The following is an 18,902-nucleotide window of genomic DNA, read 5'->3' as shown; positions in this document are numbered from 1 at the left end:
TAGACAGCTGTTTAAACAAAAAACCGGCCCTGGGGCCGGTTGTTATGCAAAGCGTAAAATCATTTGAAAGCTTTGTTGTGCAAAACTTATGCATCTGCATCGATGCGCTCAAGCTTGGCACCCAGTTTTTGCAGGCGCTCCACAATGTGTGAGTAGCCACGGTCAATCTGGTCTGCAGCATAAATAATGCTTTCTCCCTTGGCCGATAGGGCTGCAATAAGCAGGGCAACGCCGGCACGTATATCAGGAGAGGTCATTTTAATGCCTTTAAGCGTATACTTTCGGTCCAGGCCTATTACGGTAGCGCGGTGCGGGTCGCAAAGGATAATCTGCGCACCCATATCCATGAGCTTATCTACAAAGAACAGGCGGCTTTCGAACATTTTCTGGTGTATGAGCACCGTGCCTTTGGCTTGTGTGGCAGTAACCAGCACAATGGAGAGCAGGTCTGGCGTAAAGCCGGGCCAGGGGGCATCGGCAATCGTCATAATAGAGCCGTCAATAAAGGTATCGATCTGGTAGTGCTCCTGTGCGGGCACATAAATATCGTCACCGCGAATCTCCAGCTGTATGCCCAGGCGACGGAATACATCCGGGATCATGCCCAGCATATCTATCCGTACATCTTTGATGGTAATCTCTGAACCGGTCATGGCGGCCATACCAATAAAGCTACCAATCTCGATCATATCGGGCAGCATGGTATGCTCGGTACCTCCCAGGCGCTCAACGCCCTCTATGTACAGCAGGTTAGAGCCAATACCGCTGATTTTTGCACCCATGCGGTTAAGCATGGCGCAAAGCTGCTGAATGTATGGTTCGCAGGCAGCATTGTAGAGGGTGGTTTTACCCTGTGCCAGCACGGCTGCCATAATTACGTTGGCAGTACCGGTTACTGAGGCCTCATCGAGCAGCATATAGGTGCCCTTAAGGTTGCTGGCATCAATGTTATAAAACTGGCTGTCGGCCTCGTAATTGAACTTGGCGCCCAGGCTCTGGAAACCCAGGAAGTGGGTATCGAGGCGGCGGCGGCCAATTTTATCGCCCCCCGGCTTTGGTATGCGGCTTTTGCCGAAACGGGCTAAAAGCGGCCCGAGCACCATAATGGAGCCACGGAGTGAAGCTGCTTTCTTGCGGTATTCCGGAGACTCCAGGTACTCCAGGTTTACACTTTTGGCCGTAAAACGGTAAGACTCGGCTCCAAGCCGTTCTACCTGCACGCCCATGTCGCCCAAAAGCTCAATCAGCTTGTTTACATCAACAATATCGGGAATTTTATGAATGGTTACCGGCTCTTCGGTAAGCAGCACAGCACAAAGGATTTGCAGTGCTTCGTTTTTAGCTCCCTGGGGTACTATTTCGCCACTTAGGCGCTGCCCCCCTACAACTCGTAGTGCAGACATTCTTTACTTGCGTCTTTTATTGGAAAAATTCTTTCTACCTCCGCCACTGTGTTTGCTGCCATTGCCGCCATTGCTGCGGCGCTGGTTTTGCTGTGGCATGCCTTCTTCTTTCAAGCGGTCTGTAAGGGCCTTAAGTTTACCGCGGCTAAGCTGGTCAATGTTATTCAGTACCAGTGCATCGTCAACTGTTTCTTTGTTCCAGATGTAGTGGAAACTCTTCATCAGGCGGGCAATAGTTACCACCGCATTTTCCTGTTCGGCTTCGTCTTCCAGCTCTATGGCTTTATCGATAAGCACTTCTATGTTTTTGCCATAGTGGCGAATCCTGATCTTATTAGTGGAGTACTCCAGCAGGCGGGGCTTACGGCCAATGTTTTCAGGGGCAGGTTTAGGGTACGGACTGTCAATGTCCAGGTCAAATCCTGCAACAATAAAAAGATCATCCCAAACCTTTTGGTTATACTCTTCAGACTCCTTCATGATGGGGTTGATCTGCTTCATCATTTCCACCAGGGTATATGCATAACGGGTGCGCTGATGACGGTCTTCGATCCCCTTAATCCACTCCACCATTTTCTGGATGTTGCGGCCATAATCCTTCAGGATGATATTGGGGCGCTTGGCATTATAGCTTAATTGTTTTACAGCTTCGATCATAAAATAGATAATCAGTTTTCAGCAAGGTTGTTTGGTTTCTAAAACCTGTTGCAACCCGCTACTAAGGTAAAGAAAGGTTTTCTAATGTAAAAAGGAGGCAGCCTATACCTGATGCGTACGTCAAAATAAGTTTCTTAATATTTAAGAACAATTTATGTGCTACAGGATTGTAGAAACTGATGGGAAGTGCCTGCCCAGTACAAAATAATACAAATAAACAGGCGAAGTTAGTTCTTTAAGCTAAAAGTGATGAAGTATTTTTCTGGATTTGTTGCATTTATTCTACTGGCACTGGCTGCCTGCAGTCCATCGGTACGCACAGATGAGGCAGCTGATGTTGACTTCACTAATTTTCAGACCTATGCCTATCTGCCAAGCGGCGATACTGCTTCCAGCAGGGTAGTGTTTGATGAAACCGTAATACGCGAAGTTAACGAGGAAATGCAGGCGCGGGGTTACCGCCTTGACCGTGAGAATCCCGATCTGCTGGTTCTGGTCAAATCTATGTACGAGCAGGAGGAGGAATTAAGAAGAACACCGGTTGCAACAACATATCCTTATTATGGTGCCGGCTTCCGCAGCCCGGCTACTTTAGGTACCTATTACTATCCTGGCTATGCCAATTACCCTACCTTTACCGGCTATGGCATACAGGAAGTGGAGTACACCGAGGGTACTTTTGTGGTGGATGTAATCAACAGGGAAACCGGACAGATCATCTGGAGAGGCTGGTCGAGTACCCCGGTAGATCCCATGGAGCTGGAGAGTTCTATCCGTTCCTATGTTGATAATATTTTTGAAGAGTATCCGGTAGAGCCCCGGGGCTAGTGAGTTAACTCCTTTTATTGATTTCTTCTGCATTGGCGTTAGTTACCTGCAGAGGCGCCGGTATTCTGCTTTACCGGTATCAGCAGTTCGGCAGATGCAGTTGGGTTAGTGCATACAGGTAGGTACAATGATTCTAAGAAGCACCTTTTTTCTTGTTTTGATGATTGGGCTGCTGGCGGCAACCTGTTCAAGAACACCGGGGGTTAACACTGCAAAAGTGCCAGGTGTAGATTTGAGCAGCTATGCTACCTATGCTTATCTGCCCAGCGGCGATACTGCAGGCTACAGGGTAGCCTTCGATGAAACCGTGATCCAGGAAGTCAATCAGGAAATGCAGGCCCGGGGCTATCGCCTGGATCGGGAGAATCCTGATCTGCTGGTCTTGTTCAGGTCGTTTTACCAGGAAGCCACCGCCATAGAACGAACACCTATCTATTCAAGCTACGATTACTACAGGCCCGATTTACTGGCGCCCATTACGCTAGAAGAATATTATTACGCCAGGTACTACCTGATTGACCGGGTGCGGGGGTCTTACATCCGCGAAGTAGAATATTCCCAGGGGAGCTTTGTGGTAGATATCATCGATACCTCTACTAAAGAGATCATCTGGCGTGGTTGGTCGCCAACTTCAGTGGACCCCCTTGCCCTGCAGAGCTCCATAGGCTCCTATGTAGACAATATCTTCGAGGAATATCCGGTACCACCGCAGGAGTAATCCAATCAGGGATAAAACAAAACAGAGAAAGGCCAGTGAATTACTTCGCTGGCCTTTCTCTGTTTTATCGCTATAAGCTAGAACAAGGTGATTATTCCTCTACAATCCTAAGCTTGGCAAAGCTTAAGAGCAGGGTTTTTTCTCCGCTTATTTCAAACTGTATCTTTGCCTTTTTATTGGCGCCGTTCATGTCAAGAGCTTCCACCTTGCCGTAGCCAAACTTCTGGTGTTCTACCCGCATACCTTCCTTCAGCAGCGCAGGGTCACTGGGAGCAAAGTTTGCAGAGGGGCGGTGTACCTGGGCAGCAGTTGCTGTGCGGTTTACAGGCTGTTTCCGCAAGCCTTCTACCAGTGTTTTGGCAAAATTATTAGTTCCGCCATTGCTGCTGCCCCCGGTCTGGTTAGGTCCCAGGCTGGCAGCATCGCGGCTTCCATACTTTTTATTGATCTTGATGCAATCAGGGTTCAGCTCCTCCAGGAAACGGCTGGGCTCGCAGCTCTTTAGCCTGCCAAAGCGGTAGCGGCTTAGGGCATAGCTAAGGTACAGCCGGTGCTGCGCACGGGTTATGGCTACGTAAAACAGGCGGCGTTCTTCTTCCAGGTCGGCACGGCTGTTCAGCATCATCTGGCTGGGGAACAGGTCTTCTTCCATGCCTACCACAAACACCACCCTGAACTCAAGACCTTTTGCGGAGTGGATGGTCATCATCTGCACCACATCCGGATCGGCATCTTTAGAATTATCGGCATCGGTAAGCAGGGCAATCTCCTGCAGAAAAGCTCCCAGACTTTTGTCGCTGGCCTCGGGGTTGTCGGTAAACTCCTTGATGGCGTTGAGCAATTCCTGAACGTTTTCGTAGCGGTTCAGGCCCTCCACGGTTTTATCCTCATAAAGCTCGCGCAGCAGGCCGCTGTCTTTGGCAATGGTACTGGCAACCTCGTAGGCATCGCGGTGCTGGGCTTCTATCTTAAAACGCTTGATAAGGGTGGCAAACTGTTCAACAGCTCCGGCAGCGCGGCCGCCCAGGTACTCGCTGGCATTTTCTACCACATCCCAGAGGTCCATGCCATGTTCGTAGGCCTGTACCACAATTTTGTCTACAGAGGTGTCGCCAATACCGCGGCGGGGCAGGTTAATGATGCGGCGAAAGGCCTGCTCGTCCTGCTGGTTTACCACAAAGCGCAGGTAAGAGAGCAGGTCTTTGATTTCTTTACGCTGATAGAAGGAGAGGCCCCCATAGATGCGGTACTTGATGTTCATGCGCCGCAGGGCTTCCTCCAGCGAACGGCTTTGGCTGTTGGTGCGGTACAGAATGGCAAAGTCGGTGTTCTGCATCCTGTTATTGTGCTTCAGCTCAAAGATGGTAGAGGCCACCACTTTGGCCTCTTCATTATCACTGGCAGATTTGATAATCTCTACCTTTTCACCCTCTATATTTTCTGTCCAGACATTCTTCTTCAGCTGGGAGCGGTTCTGGGCAATAACAGCGTTGGCCGAGTTAACAATGTTCTGAGTAGAGCGGTAGTTCTGTTCCAGCTTAATGATCTTCAGGTCGGGAAAATCTTTCTCGAAGTTTAGGATGTTCTGGATATCGGCGCCGCGAAAGGCATAGATACTCTGGGCATCATCACCTACCACACAAATGTTGCGGTTTACAGATGCCAGCTTTTTGGTGATCAGGTACTGCACCACGTTGGTATCCTGAAACTCGTCTACCAGCACATAACGGAAGCGGTGCTGGTACTTGTGCAGCACATCCGGATGATCGCGGAACAGCTTGGCAGTGTTGAGCAGCAGGTCATCGAAGTCCATGGCTCCGGCTCTGAAACAGCGCTCGGCATAGGCTTTGTACACTTCTCCCATCCGGGGCTTGCCTGCCATCATATCCTCTTCGGCATACATAGCGTTTGCCAGGTAATCCTTTACCTCTATCAGGCGGTTTTTAGCTCCCGAAATACGGTTCAGACATACATTTGGCTTGTATATCTGCGGATCCATGTTCTTTTCCTTTACGATTGATTTCAGCAGCGATTTGCTGTCGTCGGTATCGTAAATGGTAAAGTTGTTGGGGTAGCCCAGCTTGTTGGCTTCGGCCCGTAGTATTCTGGAAAATATGCTGTGGAAGGTCCCCATCCATACGTTGCGGGCCTCCGGACCAATTACCTTTTCAATACGTTCGCGCATTTCTGCGGCCGCCTTGTTGGTAAAGGTAAGGGAAAGGATGTTGAACGGATCAACTCCTTTTTCCTTGATCAGGTGGGCAATCCGGTAGGTAAGTACCCTTGTTTTGCCCGAACCGGCACCGGCAATCAGCATGCAGGGGCCGTCTGTATTGATAACACCCTCCCTTTGGGGGGCATTGAGTTGCGCTAAATACTCCAATTTGTTCTCCACAATATTCTTTCTGCAAGTTAACGCTTCAAAAGCTCAGATGCTTGCCCTATCTGAAAAAAGCAGGGCACTCCCAATAAAATGTTACAATAATAATTTTATTGTTAAGTAGTGATTTGATCGTTCCATTTACGGAACCCCTTGTACCACTGCTGATGTTAGCACTTCGTGAAATGCAGGCAATCCCATAATTTACTTATACCTTTGCCCGCGCTTCACAGCATGCCACTGGCAGAAAGCCATCACTGGCAGTAGGGCACAGGCAATCAATATAATGCTATGATCATTTTAGATAAGACCATACTCTCCGACGATATTCGTGATGAACACTTTGTATGCGACCTGCACAAGTGTAAAGGTGCCTGCTGTGTAGAGGGCGATCTTGGTGCTCCCCTTGAGGAAGCTGAACTTAAAGAGGTGGTTGCAGCTTATCCGGCCGTAGCCCCCTATCTTTCAGAAGAAGGTAAAAAAGCCATTGCCGAGCAGGGGCTGTATATACTCGACGAAGAAGGAGACTGGTCGACCCCAACCATTGGCAACCGTGAATGTGCCTATGCCACCTACGACCAGAAAGGCATGCTGAAGTGTGCTTTTGAGCAGGCCTACCGCGATGGTAAAACAGCCTGGATGAAGCCCCTTTCCTGCCATTTATACCCCATCCGCATTACCAAATACGACGAATTCGAAGCGCTCAATTACGATCGCTGGAGCATTTGTGCCGATGCCTGCACCCTGGGCAGCTCCCTGCAGGTGCCTATCTATAAATTCCTGAAAGAACCCCTTATCCGCAAATACGGACAGGCGTGGTACGATGAGCTTGTGCAGGAAATTGAAGGTTAATAATAGTGGATTGTGTGCTGGTTGTTTCATGCGCTAATGGCTCATTTTGAGGAGTCTGCGGCTGCAGTTGTTTTTATGCGGCACTTCATAATGAGCATACTAGTCGCAGTGGCACACCCTTACATTAAACAATCAGCACATTAAGCCGCCAGCCCCTCCAGCAATACAAGGCACAGGTCTATGTAGTGATCTATTTTTTTATCGATCGAATCGGGCGAGGTTCGTTCGAGCTCTACGTATTTGATCCAGTTATCTGAAATGATAAAGATCTGCTCAAAGATCATTTCATAGCGGGCATGGGGAATCTGCTTGTTAAAAAATCCATCTGCTTTATATTCCTGGAAAAAATGGAGGAAGAAAGCCTTGCGGGCCTCCATCAGTTCGATGAATGATTGACGGAATACTTCGTACTGCTTCAGGAGCAGGTTAGATTCAATGAACAGGAACTTATAGCGGTACATGGTAAAGAAAACAGAACGAAACTGCTTTCGTACCTCCTCCATTAATGCAGCACGCTCTATATTTTCGGTATTGATGGCCGCATCCATCTCCAGCAACATCTGCCTGAAAATGGCTGTAACTAAATCTTCCTTGGTTCTAAAGTGATACCTAAGGTTTCCGTCGCTCATATCGAGATGAGCAGCTAACTGCCGCATAGAGGTTGCCGTAGCCCCCTGTCTGTTAAAGAGTTCCGTTGCATTGGTGAGGATGTAGTCTTTGGTTTCCATATATTTTTAGCGCAATTGCGCTAGAATGATTGTCAGATAGTTACATTTATAGCGCAATTGCGCTAAAAGTAGTAAAATGAATAAGGAAACCAAAATAGGCATCATTGGTGGTGGCATTGGCGGCCTCACCCTTGCACTTACACTGGAGCACTTTGGCTTTAGCAATTATCGTATATTCGAGCAGGCACCGGCATTTAAGGAGATTGGTGCCGCCTTAAGTGTGTGGCCCAATGCGCTTCGGGTTTATCGGAAAATCGGGGTCTATGAGCAATTAATTCCCTACTGGGGCGAGATAGAGGCTGCATACATAAAAACGAGCAGTGGCAGGGTACTAAGCCAGGTAAAACCACAGTATGATTTGCCTGCAGTGTGTATGCACCGGGCAGACCTGCATGCAGTATTGCTGAAGAATGTTCCACCCGACCGTTTATTTCCGGCACACCCCCTGGCTGAATTCAGGCAGGAGGAAAAAGGAGCAGTAGTGGTTAATTTTGAGCAGCAGGAACAGCAAACTTTCGATCTGCTGCTTGGCGCCGATGGTATACATTCCAGGGTTCGCCAGCAAATTATAGGCGATGGTACCCCCATTTACAGGGGCTACAATATCTGGAGAGGCGTAGCAGCGCTGGATGTGCCCCAGGGCTACGGGTCTGAAACCTGGGGCAGGGGAGCCCGGGTGGGCATTGTACCAATAAAAGGAAATTCTTTTGGCTGGTGGGCCACCCTGAATGAGCAGGAGGCTGAGAGCGACGAACCGGAAGGTACCTTGCGAAAGCTCAAAAGACTGTTTGGAGGCTGGCACTATCCCATTCCCCATCTGTTCGACAACAGCCAGAACATCATCAAAAATCCCCTGGGCGATCGCCTGCCCCGCAAAGGCTGGAGCAGGGGAAGGGTAACATTACTGGGCGATGCTGCCCACCCAACCACACCAAACCTTGGCCAGGGTGCCTGCATGGCTATAGAAGGAGCTTACCTGCTAAGCCATTGCCTGCACCATTATTCTGCGTATGAGCAGGCCTTTGCTCAATACGAAAAACTGCATTACCCCAGAACAAAAGAGGTTATTGAGCAAAGCCTGCTGAATGGCAGAATGGGGCAACTGGAGCACCCGCTCCTGGTAGCGCTACGGAATGGTGCAGTAAGCCTGATGCCAGACAAGCTTTCAGCTAAAATGCTTGATAAGTATTTTAGCTACGATGTAACCGCTGTAGAAGTATAATGGAAGCAAAGAAAAAGCCCGGTACGCTCTACTGCAACCGGGCCAGAATAAATGTATGAAATCTTGTAACAAGCGATAGCCTTGTTAGCAGCTTATTTCAGGGGTGCTTTGGTAAGGCCAAAAGAAAGGCCAAGGGTAAAAGCAAGACTTCTGTTGTTCATCGATACTCTGTCAATGTTGTTGATATCCGAAAGACCGTAGAGGTAACGGGCATCAAACAGAAGGCGTGTTTCTTTTGCAATGAGGTAATTGAGGCCAATGCCCGCAGTCAGGCCAAAATCAAAATTAGTGTAGGTATCTCGCATCTGTGAGGTAACATTGGCATAATCGCCATCGCCCGCTTTATTTTTCACGCCGAGTAGCAACCCGGCAGAAGGCCCTGCAAATACATTAGGCCTGAACTTTCCGCCGGGTGTCAGGAAGAACCTTGCCAGCAGCGGAAATTCAAGATAGTCGAGGGCACTACGGTACACCACGCCATCAGAAGATTCCTCCTGGCTGCCACGCCTGTGGTATAAGGCCTTAAAGGTAATTCCAAAGGTATTGCGGGTACTGTAGGTAATATGGCCACCACCCATCAGGCCACTGTTAAACTGCTGATCCTGCGCCATGTCACCTACCAATTTCGAAAAGCTCAAGCCAATTTCGGGCCCTACACTCCAGGTTTTATTTTGCGCCTGTGCTGGTAGGCAGGCGGTAAACAATAGCAGCGAAAAAGCAAGTGCTGATAAAGAGGGGAAAAAATTGATATTCATCATTGTTAAGTTTTAGGTAGAACGCTTTACCTGTACGGTCAGTACATACTTTTAGTTTGGGCTGCAAACTTCAAAAATGATTTGGATACTGGCAATCTATTCCGCCAGGAAAAGTCTCTTTTTCTGCTATCATAAAGATGAACATACCCGGTGGTTAGAGGCTATTTTAGTTCTGATGTGCCCTTTCTGCTCGCTTCAACAGGCACCAGCAGCATTAGCCTGAACTGCAGTACGTTATCGTTTCCCTTATCTGTCCCCAGTCGGCCGATATTGTCGATGTAGTCGGTAAGCGGGTTGAGATAAGAGGCCTGCAGCCCAAGACCCCATTGGTTGGGCAGGAAAAAGGCAGTGCCCAGGGAGGTAGGCAGCTGCAGGCTGATGTTGCCGTAGATTTCGTCTGAAGGACGGGTAGTACCCAGGTTTTGTAGTTCTCTGTCCTGCTCGTCCTTAGGGTTGTACCGGAAGAGACCAATGCCCTGGCTGATGTACAGGTGAAAGCGCTCCGTCTTAACCAGGTTGTACTGTAGCGCGTAATCTGCCGTAAAGAAGCTGGTATTGAAGTATTTATTGGGTGCGATAGGGGGCTGTACCGAAGGGTTGAAATCAGGGTTTTGTCCGCTTACGCTGCCATAACCAATGCTGAAAATACCATTCAACCTTTTAGCACGGTTAAATTTAAGACCTGCATGGATGGCCGGGTTCAGGTGAAAGAGACCGTCTTCGAGGTCGCCACGGTAGTGGTTGGCACTGATTCCTGCCCAGGCATAGCGGCCGGGACTTTGGGCCTGTACCAGGCTTAGGGGCAGCAACAGCAGGAGGAGTAGGAGAAGTGTTTTCATATAAAAAGCCCGGACCATAAAAAATCCGGGCTTAAGATAACATTCGTAAACTGATTATTATAAACCTTCGAGGTCGAAAGTATCAAGAAACTTAGTAGTGAACATACCTGATTTGAAAGTAGGGTCGTCCATGAGGCGTATGTGGAATGGAATGGTGGTTTTAATACCTTCGATCACAAACTCCTGCAGGGCCCGCTTCATACGTGTTACACATTCCTCACGGGTTTGTGCACTCACAATAAGCTTAGCGATCATACTATCGTAATTGGGCGGAATGGTATAGCCGGCATATACATGGCTGTCTACCCGAACGCCATGGCCACCGGGCAGGTGCAGGTTTGTAATGGTGCCGGGGCTGGGGCGGAAACCTTTGCCAGGATCTTCGGCATTAATACGGCACTCCATGGAGAACATCTTTGGGTAATAGTTTTTACCGCTGATGGTATCGCCGGCTGCTACCTTAATCTGTTCTTTGATCAGGTCGAAGTCGGTTACTTCTTCTGTAATGGGGTGTTCTACCTGGATACGGGTGTTCATTTCCATGAAATAGAACTTGCCGTACTTGTCTACCAGAAATTCGATGGTACCGGCACCTTCATAGGCAATGGCTTCTGCGCCTTTGATGGCAGCATTCCCCATGGCTTCGCGCAGTTCGTCGGTCATGATGGGAGAGGGGGTTTCCTCTACCAGCTTCTGATGGCGGCGCTGAATAGAGCAGTCGCGCTCGGAAAGGTGGCAGGCACGGCCCCTGTGGTCTCCTACGATCTGTATTTCTACGTGGCGTGGTTCCTCTACGAATTTTTCCAGGTACAGGGCATCGTTGCCAAAGGCAGCCCCAGCTTCCTGGCGTGCATCATTCCAGGCCTTCTCAAAATCCTTTTCTTCCTTTACAATCCGCATGCCTTTGCCACCGCCACCGGCAGTAGCTTTCAGAATTACGGGATAACCCACCTCTTTTGCTACCTTTTTGCCTTGCTCCTGTGAGCTAAGCAAACCATCAGAACCAGGAATGGTAGGCACACCTGCAGCCTGCATGGTAGCTTTTGCGGTGGCCTTATCACCCATTTTCTGGATCATCTCCGGGCTGGCACCAATAAACTTGATGCCGCTTTCGCTGCAAACCCGGCTAAACTCGGCATTTTCGCTAAGGAAACCATAGCCGGGGTGTATGGCATCGGCATTGGTAATTTCTGCCGCTGCTATCAGGTTAGGAATATTCAGGTAAGATTTATTGCTTGGCGGGGGGCCAATGCACACGGCTTCGTCGGCAAAGCGTACGTGCAGGCTCTCGCGGTCGGCAGTTGAATATACTGCTACCGTTTTGATGCCCATTTCCCGGCAAGTGCGAATAATCCGGAGCGCAATTTCTCCCCGGTTTGCTATCAGTATTTTTTTGAACACGAGGCTTTTTTGATTAAGTGTTCTACAAAGCTGTTCCCTTGGCAACAGGTTTACTTAAGCAGGATCTACCAGGAAAAGAGGCTGATCATACTCAACCGGAGAGGCATTCTCTACCAGTACTTTCACAATGGTGCCACCAAAGTCGGCTTCAATTTCATTGAAAAGCTTCATGGCCTCAATGATACAAACCGTTTGTCCCTGCTTAACAGTATCGCCTACATTAACAAATGAAGCAGAATCGGGGTTGGCAGAGCGGTAGAAGGTACCGATCATTGGTGACTTGATCTCTTTGTAGCGTTTGCTGGCACTGTCTTCGGCTGGTTTAGCCTGGCTTGCTGCAGACTGTTCGGCCGCCTGTGGTGCAGGCGCCTGTGGTGCCGGGGCATTTGTAAGCTGATGCTGCGCCGGAGCCTGTGCCAGTCCGCGAGAAGCATCTGCTGCCGGGCCGGCAGAGTGCTTTTTAACCGCTATTTTAAAATCGCTGGTTTCAATGTTTACCTCATCCAGGCCTGATTTGGAGATAAAGTCTATTAGTTCCTGAATTTCCTGTGGTTTCATAGTTATTTCTTTACGCGTTCAGAATAGGAATTGGTGCGGGTATCTACCCGTATCACTTCGTCCTGATCAATAAAAAGTGGAACCTGAATGATTGCACCTGTTTCCAGTGTGGCAGGTTTAAAGGCACTGGTAGCGGTATCGCCCCGTATACCCGGCTCAGTATAAGTAACCTGCAGCTCCACGAAAGGAGGCAGCTCACAGCTAAGTGGGGTTTCTGTTTCGGCGTGGTAAAGTATGTCTACCAGCTGGCCGTCTTTAAGCAGACTGGCTGCTTCAATTTTACTTTCTTCCAGGGTTACCTGTTCAAACGATTCGCTATCCATAAAATGGTAGCCGTAATCATCTTTATAAAGGAACTGGTGCGGACGTTTTTCAATGCGGGCAGTAGTAACTTTAGTGCCCGAAGAGAATGTGTTTTCAATAACTTTACCGGTGGTAACGCTTTTGAGTTTAGTACGTACAAAAGCGGCACCTTTGCCGGGCTTTACGTGCTGAAACTCTATGATCGAGAACAGGTCGTTATTGAACTCAATGGTAAGTCCGTTACGGAAATCTGCAGTAGATGCCATAGCGAATAGTAGAAAATCCTGCTTAAGTTAGTCTTTTAACCTTAATTACAAAAAGTAGTTTGTCTTATTTCGGGTCGTAGGCCCATTTCACCCATACAGAACCCCAGGTAAAGCCGCCACCAAAGGCCGCCAGTACCAGGTTATCTCCCTTTTTCAGCTGCTGCTCATAATCCCACAAACAAAGGGGTATGGTGCCGCTGGTGGTATTTCCGTAACGGTGAATATTGAGCATTACCTTATCGCTGCCAACACCCATGCGGGTGGCGGTAGCATCAATAATGCGTTTATTGGCCTGATGTGGCACCAGCCAGGAAACATCCTCACTGGCAAGACCATTTTTTTCCATGATCTCGGCAGAAACATCGGCCATGTTGGTAACAGCAAATTTGAAAACAGCAGAGCCCTCCTGGTATACAAAGTGCTCTTTTGCCATTACAGTTTCAACACTAGCCGGGCGGCGGCTGCCACCGGCCTTCATGTGCAGGTGCGGCATTCCGGAGCCATCGCTGCGTAAAATATGATCCTGTATGCCAAAGCCTTCTACAGAAGGTTCGAGCATAACTGCGCCGGCGCCATCGCCAAAAATAATGCAGGTGGTGCGGTCGGTATAGTCTACGATAGACGACATTTTATCGGCACCAACAATCACTACTTTTTTGTAGCGACCGGTTTCTATAAACTGCGAACCGGTAGTCAGTGCATATAGAAAACCGCTGCAGGCTGCCCCAATATCGTAGCTAAAGGCGTTTTTGGCACCTACGGCATCGGCAATCAGGTTTGCAGTTGCCGGAAAAACCATGTCTGGGGTAACCGTAGCACAGATCAGCAGGTCTATTTCACTGGGATGGGTGTTGGTCTTTTTCAAAAGTCCCTTCACCGCCTCTATTCCCATTACAGAGGTGCCCTGCCCTTCACCTTTTAAAATATGACGCTCTTTAACTCCGGTTCGGGTGGTGATCCACTCATCTGTGGTATCCACCATTTTCTCAAGTTCCTTATTGGTGAGCACATAATCGGGTACATACCCTTGTACGCCTGTAATAGCAGCTTTGATATTGCTCATGCTTGGGTTTCTTCCTTCTATTTATGCCGCTTTAAGTGCTGGACACTTTATGCCGGCATCAAAACAGTGTAATGCAAAAATGAACCCTAAACGTGAAAGATGCAACTGCGGCGGGTGCAGAAGCGAGAAAGGGTTCAGATTATGCTATAAAAAAAAGCCTTATACACCGCCGGTATAAGGCTTTTTTTATCATATGAGTTGGCTTATGCCAGTACTTCTTTTTCCAGTACTACCTGTCCTTTGTAGTACAATTTGCCCTCGTGCCAGTAAGCGCGGTGCCACAGGTGTGGCTCGCCCGTTACCGGACAAACAGCGATGTTGCGTGCTTCTGCTTTGTAATGCGTTCTGCGCTTATCTCTGCGGGTTGATGAATGTCTGCGTTTAGGATGCGCCATTTTCTATCCGTTTATATAAATTCTAGTTATCGCGTAAATTTTTCAGGATCTGCCAGCGGGGATCTACATTATCTTCGCTGTTTTCTTCACCTGCTTCTGTATCTTCTTCTTCTTCATTACCACTGCTGTACACTACGGTGCCTTCGCTTAAGTCATCTTCATCGTCGTCGTCTTCACGGCGATAATCAGGATGAATCTTTTTCATGGGTAGCGAAGCCCCGATGATCTCGTAAAGGAACTGTGCCAGGTTAATTTTCTGGGTATTCCGTGTGATCATCAGCAGATCATCTTCAAGAGGTTCTTCTTCTTCGCCATACTTTATATACAGCACCTCCTGCAATGATATGGGGTGTGGGTACTCTTCAAGGCTTCTATCGCAGGTTAGTTCCACTGCACCTTCAACCTCGGCAGTTACCGTGATCATGGTTTCAGTTTTTACTAAACGTATATTAGCAGTGCCGGTACCTTTCTCCAGCAGTCCAAAATCAAATAAAGAAAAGAACTCGTTGTTCAGCGGCATCTCGTAGAGATGTTCGCCATTGGGCAGCCGATAAACATCTATATCGTACAGTTCCCAAGTCTTTTTGCTGCTCATCTCGAATTCAAGGTTGCAAAGTTATGAATAGTTTTTAGATAAAAAAAGACTCACAGGCATTTTTGCCTCCCGGAGTCTTGTTCTTGTATAGGATTAACACCAGTTCACCTAAAATAGTTGCTGAAACAGGTATGGGGCTTCAAAGCCCCATACCTGTTACTTAGAGTGTTCTCTCTACACGGCCACAGGTGAGCATTTCTTCCGGATAAAATGGGTTGCGGATCTCTTTGGTGCTGCTTAGCCAGTACCCGCCTTTGTTATCGAATGCCATAGGGCAGTACTGGTAATAGAGGGAGCCCTGGCCTGTGCCAAAGGCACTCACCAACTCGGTCATAGGTTTGCTGAGGCGGGCAAAATGATCACGCAGCTTTACCAGGTCATTTTCACCTACCATAGGCTGCAGTTCATCACGCATGGAGCTGCTTCGTTGCTGGTAAAAATCTTTCTGATCTGATTCAAGGTTATTGCCATCCCAGGCCTTCAGGCTGTTGAGCATGGCAGAAGCTGCATTGCTGGCTTGTTGTGCACTAGATGCCACCAGGGCTTCCTTAAGCTGCAGGTACTGATCTGTAAGGGTGCCAAGGTTAGTTTTGGCTATCTCGTTTACATTATTAAATGTCTGCACCGGTTCGGCCTTCACCAGTTTAATATGCTCCTCGCGGCTTAGATCTGCCACATTGGTATGCTTATCATGCAGGTCTTCTGACTGTACAGCCCTATTTTCTTCGGTGGCTGCTGCATGCTCCTCAGATCCGGAATTGCATGCGCCGAGGGCTATCAGCAGGTAAGCTGTGGTATAAAGAACAGTTTTTTTCATAGTCATGGTTTTGAGCGTTAAATAGATAATTGTCTAATCTGCTATAATGTTTATTTGCTGGTTTGTAGTGCCCGAATGCAGGCCCATAAAAGTAAAGCTTACTATTTAGTTTGTAAACAGCCTGAATTAAAAATTGGGGTCTGTCATGCTTTTACCAGTGCTTACACGCCTGTGCTGTAAATGATTGTTTCCTGCCAATAGCTACAGCAGATCCATCCCGGGGGTACATGCTCCAGAGATAGCTGCTGGCTTGTTGCTGGCATTCTGATTACATATTTATACCTGCTTTACCATAGATACCTGTGCCTGAATTGAAACAGGAGGGATGAGTTCAATGTACCCTGGTGGCATCAAGCTTTGTTCCTGTTAGTAGAAGGAGGCCTTAAAACTGCTAAAACAAGTGTTCCCTAAAGCACAACTTTCGGCTAATCTATGGCAACTTTATCCGCAGCAATCATTACGAAAAGCATCACGTAGCTTAGGCTATGCGCGCTTTTCGTGCTTGGCGCCACGGGAAAATCTACTCATACTTTAGCCATCATTCATGATTGTAGGGAGCACAAGTGTTCGTAAAAACAATTAACCAGTGTACCCTATACCTTCGGATGCCAGAATACACAGGCTAATTATTTAGTCTAACAGCTTTAAGAGTAGTCTCTATATACCTTACAGCGTCTCCGCCACCTTACCACATTTCAACATTTTATCGCCGAAGTAGGGGTTGCGGACTTCTTTTTCGGCGCTTAGCCAGTAGCCGCCTTTGTTGTTGTTGGCCATAGGGCAATACTGGTGATAGAGCTGGTTCTCTCCGGTACCAAAGGATTTATTAAGCACGTACAGCGCCTGGCTAAGAGTGCCGAGGTGCTTGCGCTGTGTTTCAATATCCTGCGCTTTGGTTATGCCGTTTGCTGCTTCCCTGATGGCACCAGCCTGCTCCATGTACAGGTTTTGCTGTTTTGCCGGAAGACTGGTGGCATTGAAGCTATCCAGTGGCGCTGATAGTTTAGAAGCAGCCTCTTTTGCTGCAGCAGCATTACTGGCAACTAGGGCATTTTTTATCTCAAGGTAATGGCTGGTGAGCTCCTTCATCTGGGCTTTCGCTCCGGCAGTTACCTGGTTGAATGAATTGAAGGCTGCTTCAGTATCTACAAAATGATCATTACTCAACTGCTCCCGTTCTGTATTCTGGTCCAGGCTGTCTTCCTGGATGAGCTCTTCAACTTCGGGGTCCTTTTCTTCCTTGCTTTCCCGCTCGTTGCAGGCTGTGGCATAAAACATACTGCAGGCTGCAGTTAGGGTTAAAAATGTTCTTTTCATTTGATGTGTTTGTGTTAGGTGTTGAGTATTGAGTATTTTCTATTTGACTGCAAATTCTTTGACTGTGGATTTTACTCACTGGTTATGATTTACAATTCTTTCACAACTTCACCACAGCTTAGCATGGCATCACCATAGTAGGGGTTGCGGATCTCCTGTTCGCCGCTTAGCCAATAGGCACCTTTATCATTGTTGGCCATGGGGCAGTACTGCACAAAAAGGCTTTCCGGGGTGCCAAAGGCTTCCACTACTTTAATGATGGGTTGTGAAATGTAGATGAAGTTCTCTCTTTTAGCCTCTATATCGGCCAGCTGCCGGCTTTGCTCCAGGTGCTGAAGCAGAAAGGCTTTTTTCTCAAGCCAGAATTTACCGGCTTCGCCCTTCAGCAATCCGTCGTTGGTTTTAGTAAGTGCTGTAGCAAGCGATCCTGCTGCCTGGGTAGAGACTTCTGTGTTACCTGCAACCAGTGCATTTTTAAGGCTTAGGTACGCCTGAAGCACAACATCCAGCTGCTGTTTAAATGAAGCGGGGATTTGCTGGCTGTAGTCTGCGGCATCTTCCTCAATAAATTCTTCAGTAGGGGTTTGCGCCAGGTCTATCGCCTGTTCTGTCAGCACTCCTGCGGTAGGTTCGCCTCCTTTTTTGAGCACATGTTCGCTGTAGAGCAGGTAAGCACCGGAGGTTACTACGTTTTCTCCCTGTGTTAGTCCGGAGCGTATGGCCACACTATCGAAGTTAGCTTCGCCCAGCTCTACGGGTCGGGCTTTAAACGTGCCTTCTCCTGTATGCACCCACACATGGCTTCCGCGCTGGCCCCGGATAACGGCATCATTAGGTATTGAAATAAGGCTCGACTGCCGTGGTACCAGCACATTTGCCTGCATACCCGGCAGGTAGTTGCCCTCCGGGTTTGGTAACTCTGCACGCATTACCACCACCTGGCTGCCCTGGCGTAATTCGGGACTGATAAAGCTTACCCTGGCAGCTACAGGCTTGGTGCCAAAGCCCTGTACCGCTACCTGAACAGGATCGCCTGCTCGGATGGCCTGGGCTTCCTGTGGGTACAGTTCTGCCTCCACCCATATTTTGCTTAAATCTGCCAGGCGGTACAACACACCGCCCTCCGGCACATATTGTCCTTCGGTGGCGGCAACATCGGTTATCACTCCCGAAGCGGGTGACAGGAACGTTATTCTGGGCTCGGGGTTTCCGCTCCTGGCCAGCTGGTTGATCTGTGCATCGGTAAGGCCGTACAGCAGGAGCTTTTTACGGGCTGCTTCCAAAAAGGAGGCAAAGCGGGGCTGTTGCGCACCCAGCTGCCTGTGCTGCTCCAGGGCCAGTAAATACTCGCGCTTAAGCGTAAGGAGCTCTTCGCTGTACAACTCGTAGAGGGGCTGTCCTTTGCGTACTGCCTGCCCGGTTTCTTTGATGTACAGGCGCTCTACACGGCCGGCTGCACGGCTGCTGATCAATTCGTTCTGGGTTTCATCTAATACAAGCCTGCCGGTAAGGATGGTGTTGTTGGTGGAGGTGCCTGCTCGAACGGCCATGGTTTGTATATTGGCCAGCACCATCTGGCTTTCGCTAAGCACCAGCTCACCTCTATTGTCGCCACCTTTAGATACCGGCACCAGGTCCATAAAACAGATAGGGCAGGTGCCAGGCGCTGGCTCTACAATCTGCGGGTGCATGGGGCAGGTATAGTTCTGCCCGGCAGCATGCTGCTCCTCATGCCCCTGTTCACTACAGGCTATGCCTGCCAGCAGCAGAAAGAAGAAGATAATATTTCTGATTGCTTTCATCTC

At 48.7% G+C, this 18,902-nt stretch carries 19 protein-coding genes; 4 read left to right on the top strand and 15 right to left on the bottom strand.

Annotated elements, in window-relative coordinates; genetic code table 11:
- Positions 1-86 precede the first annotated feature (86 nt).
- Both murA and KWJ01_RS10590 read right to left on the bottom strand, forming a co-directional pair.
- Positions 87-1,403: a UDP-N-acetylglucosamine 1-carboxyvinyltransferase gene (gene murA / locus KWJ01_RS10595; protein WP_224996412.1), complete on the bottom strand. Its 1,317-nt coding sequence runs from the start codon at positions 1,401-1,403 to the stop codon at positions 87-89.
- Positions 1,404-1,406: 3 nt separating this feature from the next.
- Entirely contained in the window at positions 1,407-2,060 is a 654-nt protein-coding gene (locus tag KWJ01_RS10590; protein ID WP_224996411.1) for a DUF4290 domain-containing protein, read from the bottom strand.
- Positions 2,061-2,309: 249 nt separating this feature from the next.
- Between KWJ01_RS10590 and KWJ01_RS10585 the strand changes: the two genes are divergently transcribed.
- The gene (locus tag KWJ01_RS10585) at positions 2,310-2,888 is read left to right on the top strand and encodes a DUF4136 domain-containing protein (protein ID WP_224996410.1); all 579 of its coding nucleotides are present in this window, start codon (positions 2,310-2,312) and stop codon (positions 2,886-2,888) included.
- 127 nt (positions 2,889-3,015) lie between these two features.
- Positions 3,016-3,606, top strand: a complete 591-nt coding sequence (locus KWJ01_RS10580) for a DUF4136 domain-containing protein (RefSeq protein WP_224996409.1) — start codon at positions 3,016-3,018, stop codon at positions 3,604-3,606.
- A gap of 91 nt (positions 3,607-3,697) precedes the next feature.
- Here KWJ01_RS10580 and KWJ01_RS10575 read toward each other — a convergent pair whose 3' ends face one another.
- Entirely contained in the window at positions 3,698-5,989 is a 2,292-nt protein-coding gene (locus tag KWJ01_RS10575; RefSeq protein ID WP_224996553.1) for an ATP-dependent helicase, read from the bottom strand.
- Between the two features lie 288 nt (positions 5,990-6,277).
- On the opposite strand from KWJ01_RS10575, the gene KWJ01_RS10570 reads away from it, so the two are divergent.
- Positions 6,278-6,838, top strand: coding sequence for a DUF3109 family protein (locus KWJ01_RS10570; RefSeq protein ID WP_224996408.1), 561 nt, complete (start codon positions 6,278-6,280; stop codon positions 6,836-6,838).
- Positions 6,839-6,978: 140 nt separating this feature from the next.
- Here KWJ01_RS10570 and KWJ01_RS10565 read toward each other — a convergent pair whose 3' ends face one another.
- A complete protein-coding gene (locus tag KWJ01_RS10565) occupies positions 6,979-7,566 on the bottom strand; it encodes a TetR/AcrR family transcriptional regulator (protein ID WP_224996407.1) in 588 nt (195 codons plus the stop codon).
- A gap of 76 nt (positions 7,567-7,642) precedes the next feature.
- On the opposite strand from KWJ01_RS10565, the gene KWJ01_RS10560 reads away from it, so the two are divergent.
- A complete protein-coding gene (locus KWJ01_RS10560) occupies positions 7,643-8,788 on the top strand; it encodes an FAD-dependent monooxygenase (protein ID WP_224996406.1) in 1,146 nt (381 codons plus the stop codon).
- 92 nt (positions 8,789-8,880) lie between these two features.
- Here KWJ01_RS10560 and KWJ01_RS10555 read toward each other — a convergent pair whose 3' ends face one another.
- The 11 genes from KWJ01_RS10555 to KWJ01_RS10505 all read right to left on the bottom strand — a co-directional run bounded on the left by KWJ01_RS10555 (position 8,881) and on the right by KWJ01_RS10505 (position 18,899).
- On the bottom strand, positions 8,881-9,546 hold the full coding sequence (locus KWJ01_RS10555) for a porin family protein (protein WP_224996405.1): 666 nt from the start codon (positions 9,544-9,546) through the stop codon (positions 8,881-8,883).
- 158 nt (positions 9,547-9,704) lie between these two features.
- Positions 9,705-10,382 (bottom strand): outer membrane beta-barrel protein, encoded by a 678-nt coding sequence (locus KWJ01_RS10550; RefSeq protein ID WP_224996404.1) that lies wholly within the window; start codon positions 10,380-10,382, stop codon positions 9,705-9,707.
- A gap of 57 nt (positions 10,383-10,439) precedes the next feature.
- On the bottom strand, positions 10,440-11,783 hold the full coding sequence (gene accC, locus KWJ01_RS10545) for an acetyl-CoA carboxylase biotin carboxylase subunit (protein WP_224996403.1): 1,344 nt from the start codon (positions 11,781-11,783) through the stop codon (positions 10,440-10,442).
- 54 nt (positions 11,784-11,837) lie between these two features.
- Positions 11,838-12,341, bottom strand: coding sequence for an acetyl-CoA carboxylase biotin carboxyl carrier protein (gene accB, locus KWJ01_RS10540; RefSeq protein ID WP_224996402.1), 504 nt, complete (start codon positions 12,339-12,341; stop codon positions 11,838-11,840).
- Positions 12,342-12,343: 2 nt separating this feature from the next.
- Complete coding sequence (efp, locus tag KWJ01_RS10535; protein ID WP_224996401.1) at positions 12,344-12,910, bottom strand: elongation factor P; 567 nt, start codon at positions 12,908-12,910, stop codon at positions 12,344-12,346.
- A 64-nt stretch (positions 12,911-12,974) separates the two neighbouring features.
- Positions 12,975-13,973: a beta-ketoacyl-ACP synthase III gene (locus KWJ01_RS10530; protein WP_224996400.1), complete on the bottom strand. Its 999-nt coding sequence runs from the start codon at positions 13,971-13,973 to the stop codon at positions 12,975-12,977.
- A 203-nt stretch (positions 13,974-14,176) separates the two neighbouring features.
- Positions 14,177-14,368, bottom strand: a complete 192-nt coding sequence (rpmF, locus tag KWJ01_RS10525) for a 50S ribosomal protein L32 (protein ID WP_224996399.1) — start codon at positions 14,366-14,368, stop codon at positions 14,177-14,179.
- A 22-nt stretch (positions 14,369-14,390) separates the two neighbouring features.
- Positions 14,391-14,963, bottom strand: coding sequence for a DUF177 domain-containing protein (locus tag KWJ01_RS10520; protein ID WP_224996398.1), 573 nt, complete (start codon positions 14,961-14,963; stop codon positions 14,391-14,393).
- A gap of 160 nt (positions 14,964-15,123) precedes the next feature.
- A complete protein-coding gene (locus KWJ01_RS10515; protein ID WP_224996397.1) occupies positions 15,124-15,780 on the bottom strand; it encodes a DUF3347 domain-containing protein in 657 nt (218 codons plus the stop codon).
- Between the two features lie 666 nt (positions 15,781-16,446).
- Entirely contained in the window at positions 16,447-17,097 is a 651-nt protein-coding gene (locus tag KWJ01_RS10510) for a DUF3347 domain-containing protein (RefSeq protein ID WP_224996396.1), read from the bottom strand.
- Positions 17,098-17,186: 89 nt separating this feature from the next.
- The gene (locus tag KWJ01_RS10505) at positions 17,187-18,899 is read right to left on the bottom strand and encodes an efflux RND transporter periplasmic adaptor subunit (protein WP_224996395.1); all 1,713 of its coding nucleotides are present in this window, start codon (positions 18,897-18,899) and stop codon (positions 17,187-17,189) included.
- Between the last annotated feature and the right edge of the window lie 3 nt (positions 18,900-18,902).

This window comes from Cesiribacter sp. SM1, from assembly GCF_020178975.1.
Lineage (GTDB): Bacteria > Bacteroidota > Bacteroidia > Cytophagales > Cyclobacteriaceae > Cesiribacter.
The sequence above is the reverse complement of the archived record's forward strand: the minus strand, read 5'-3'. Positions and strand labels throughout refer to the sequence as shown.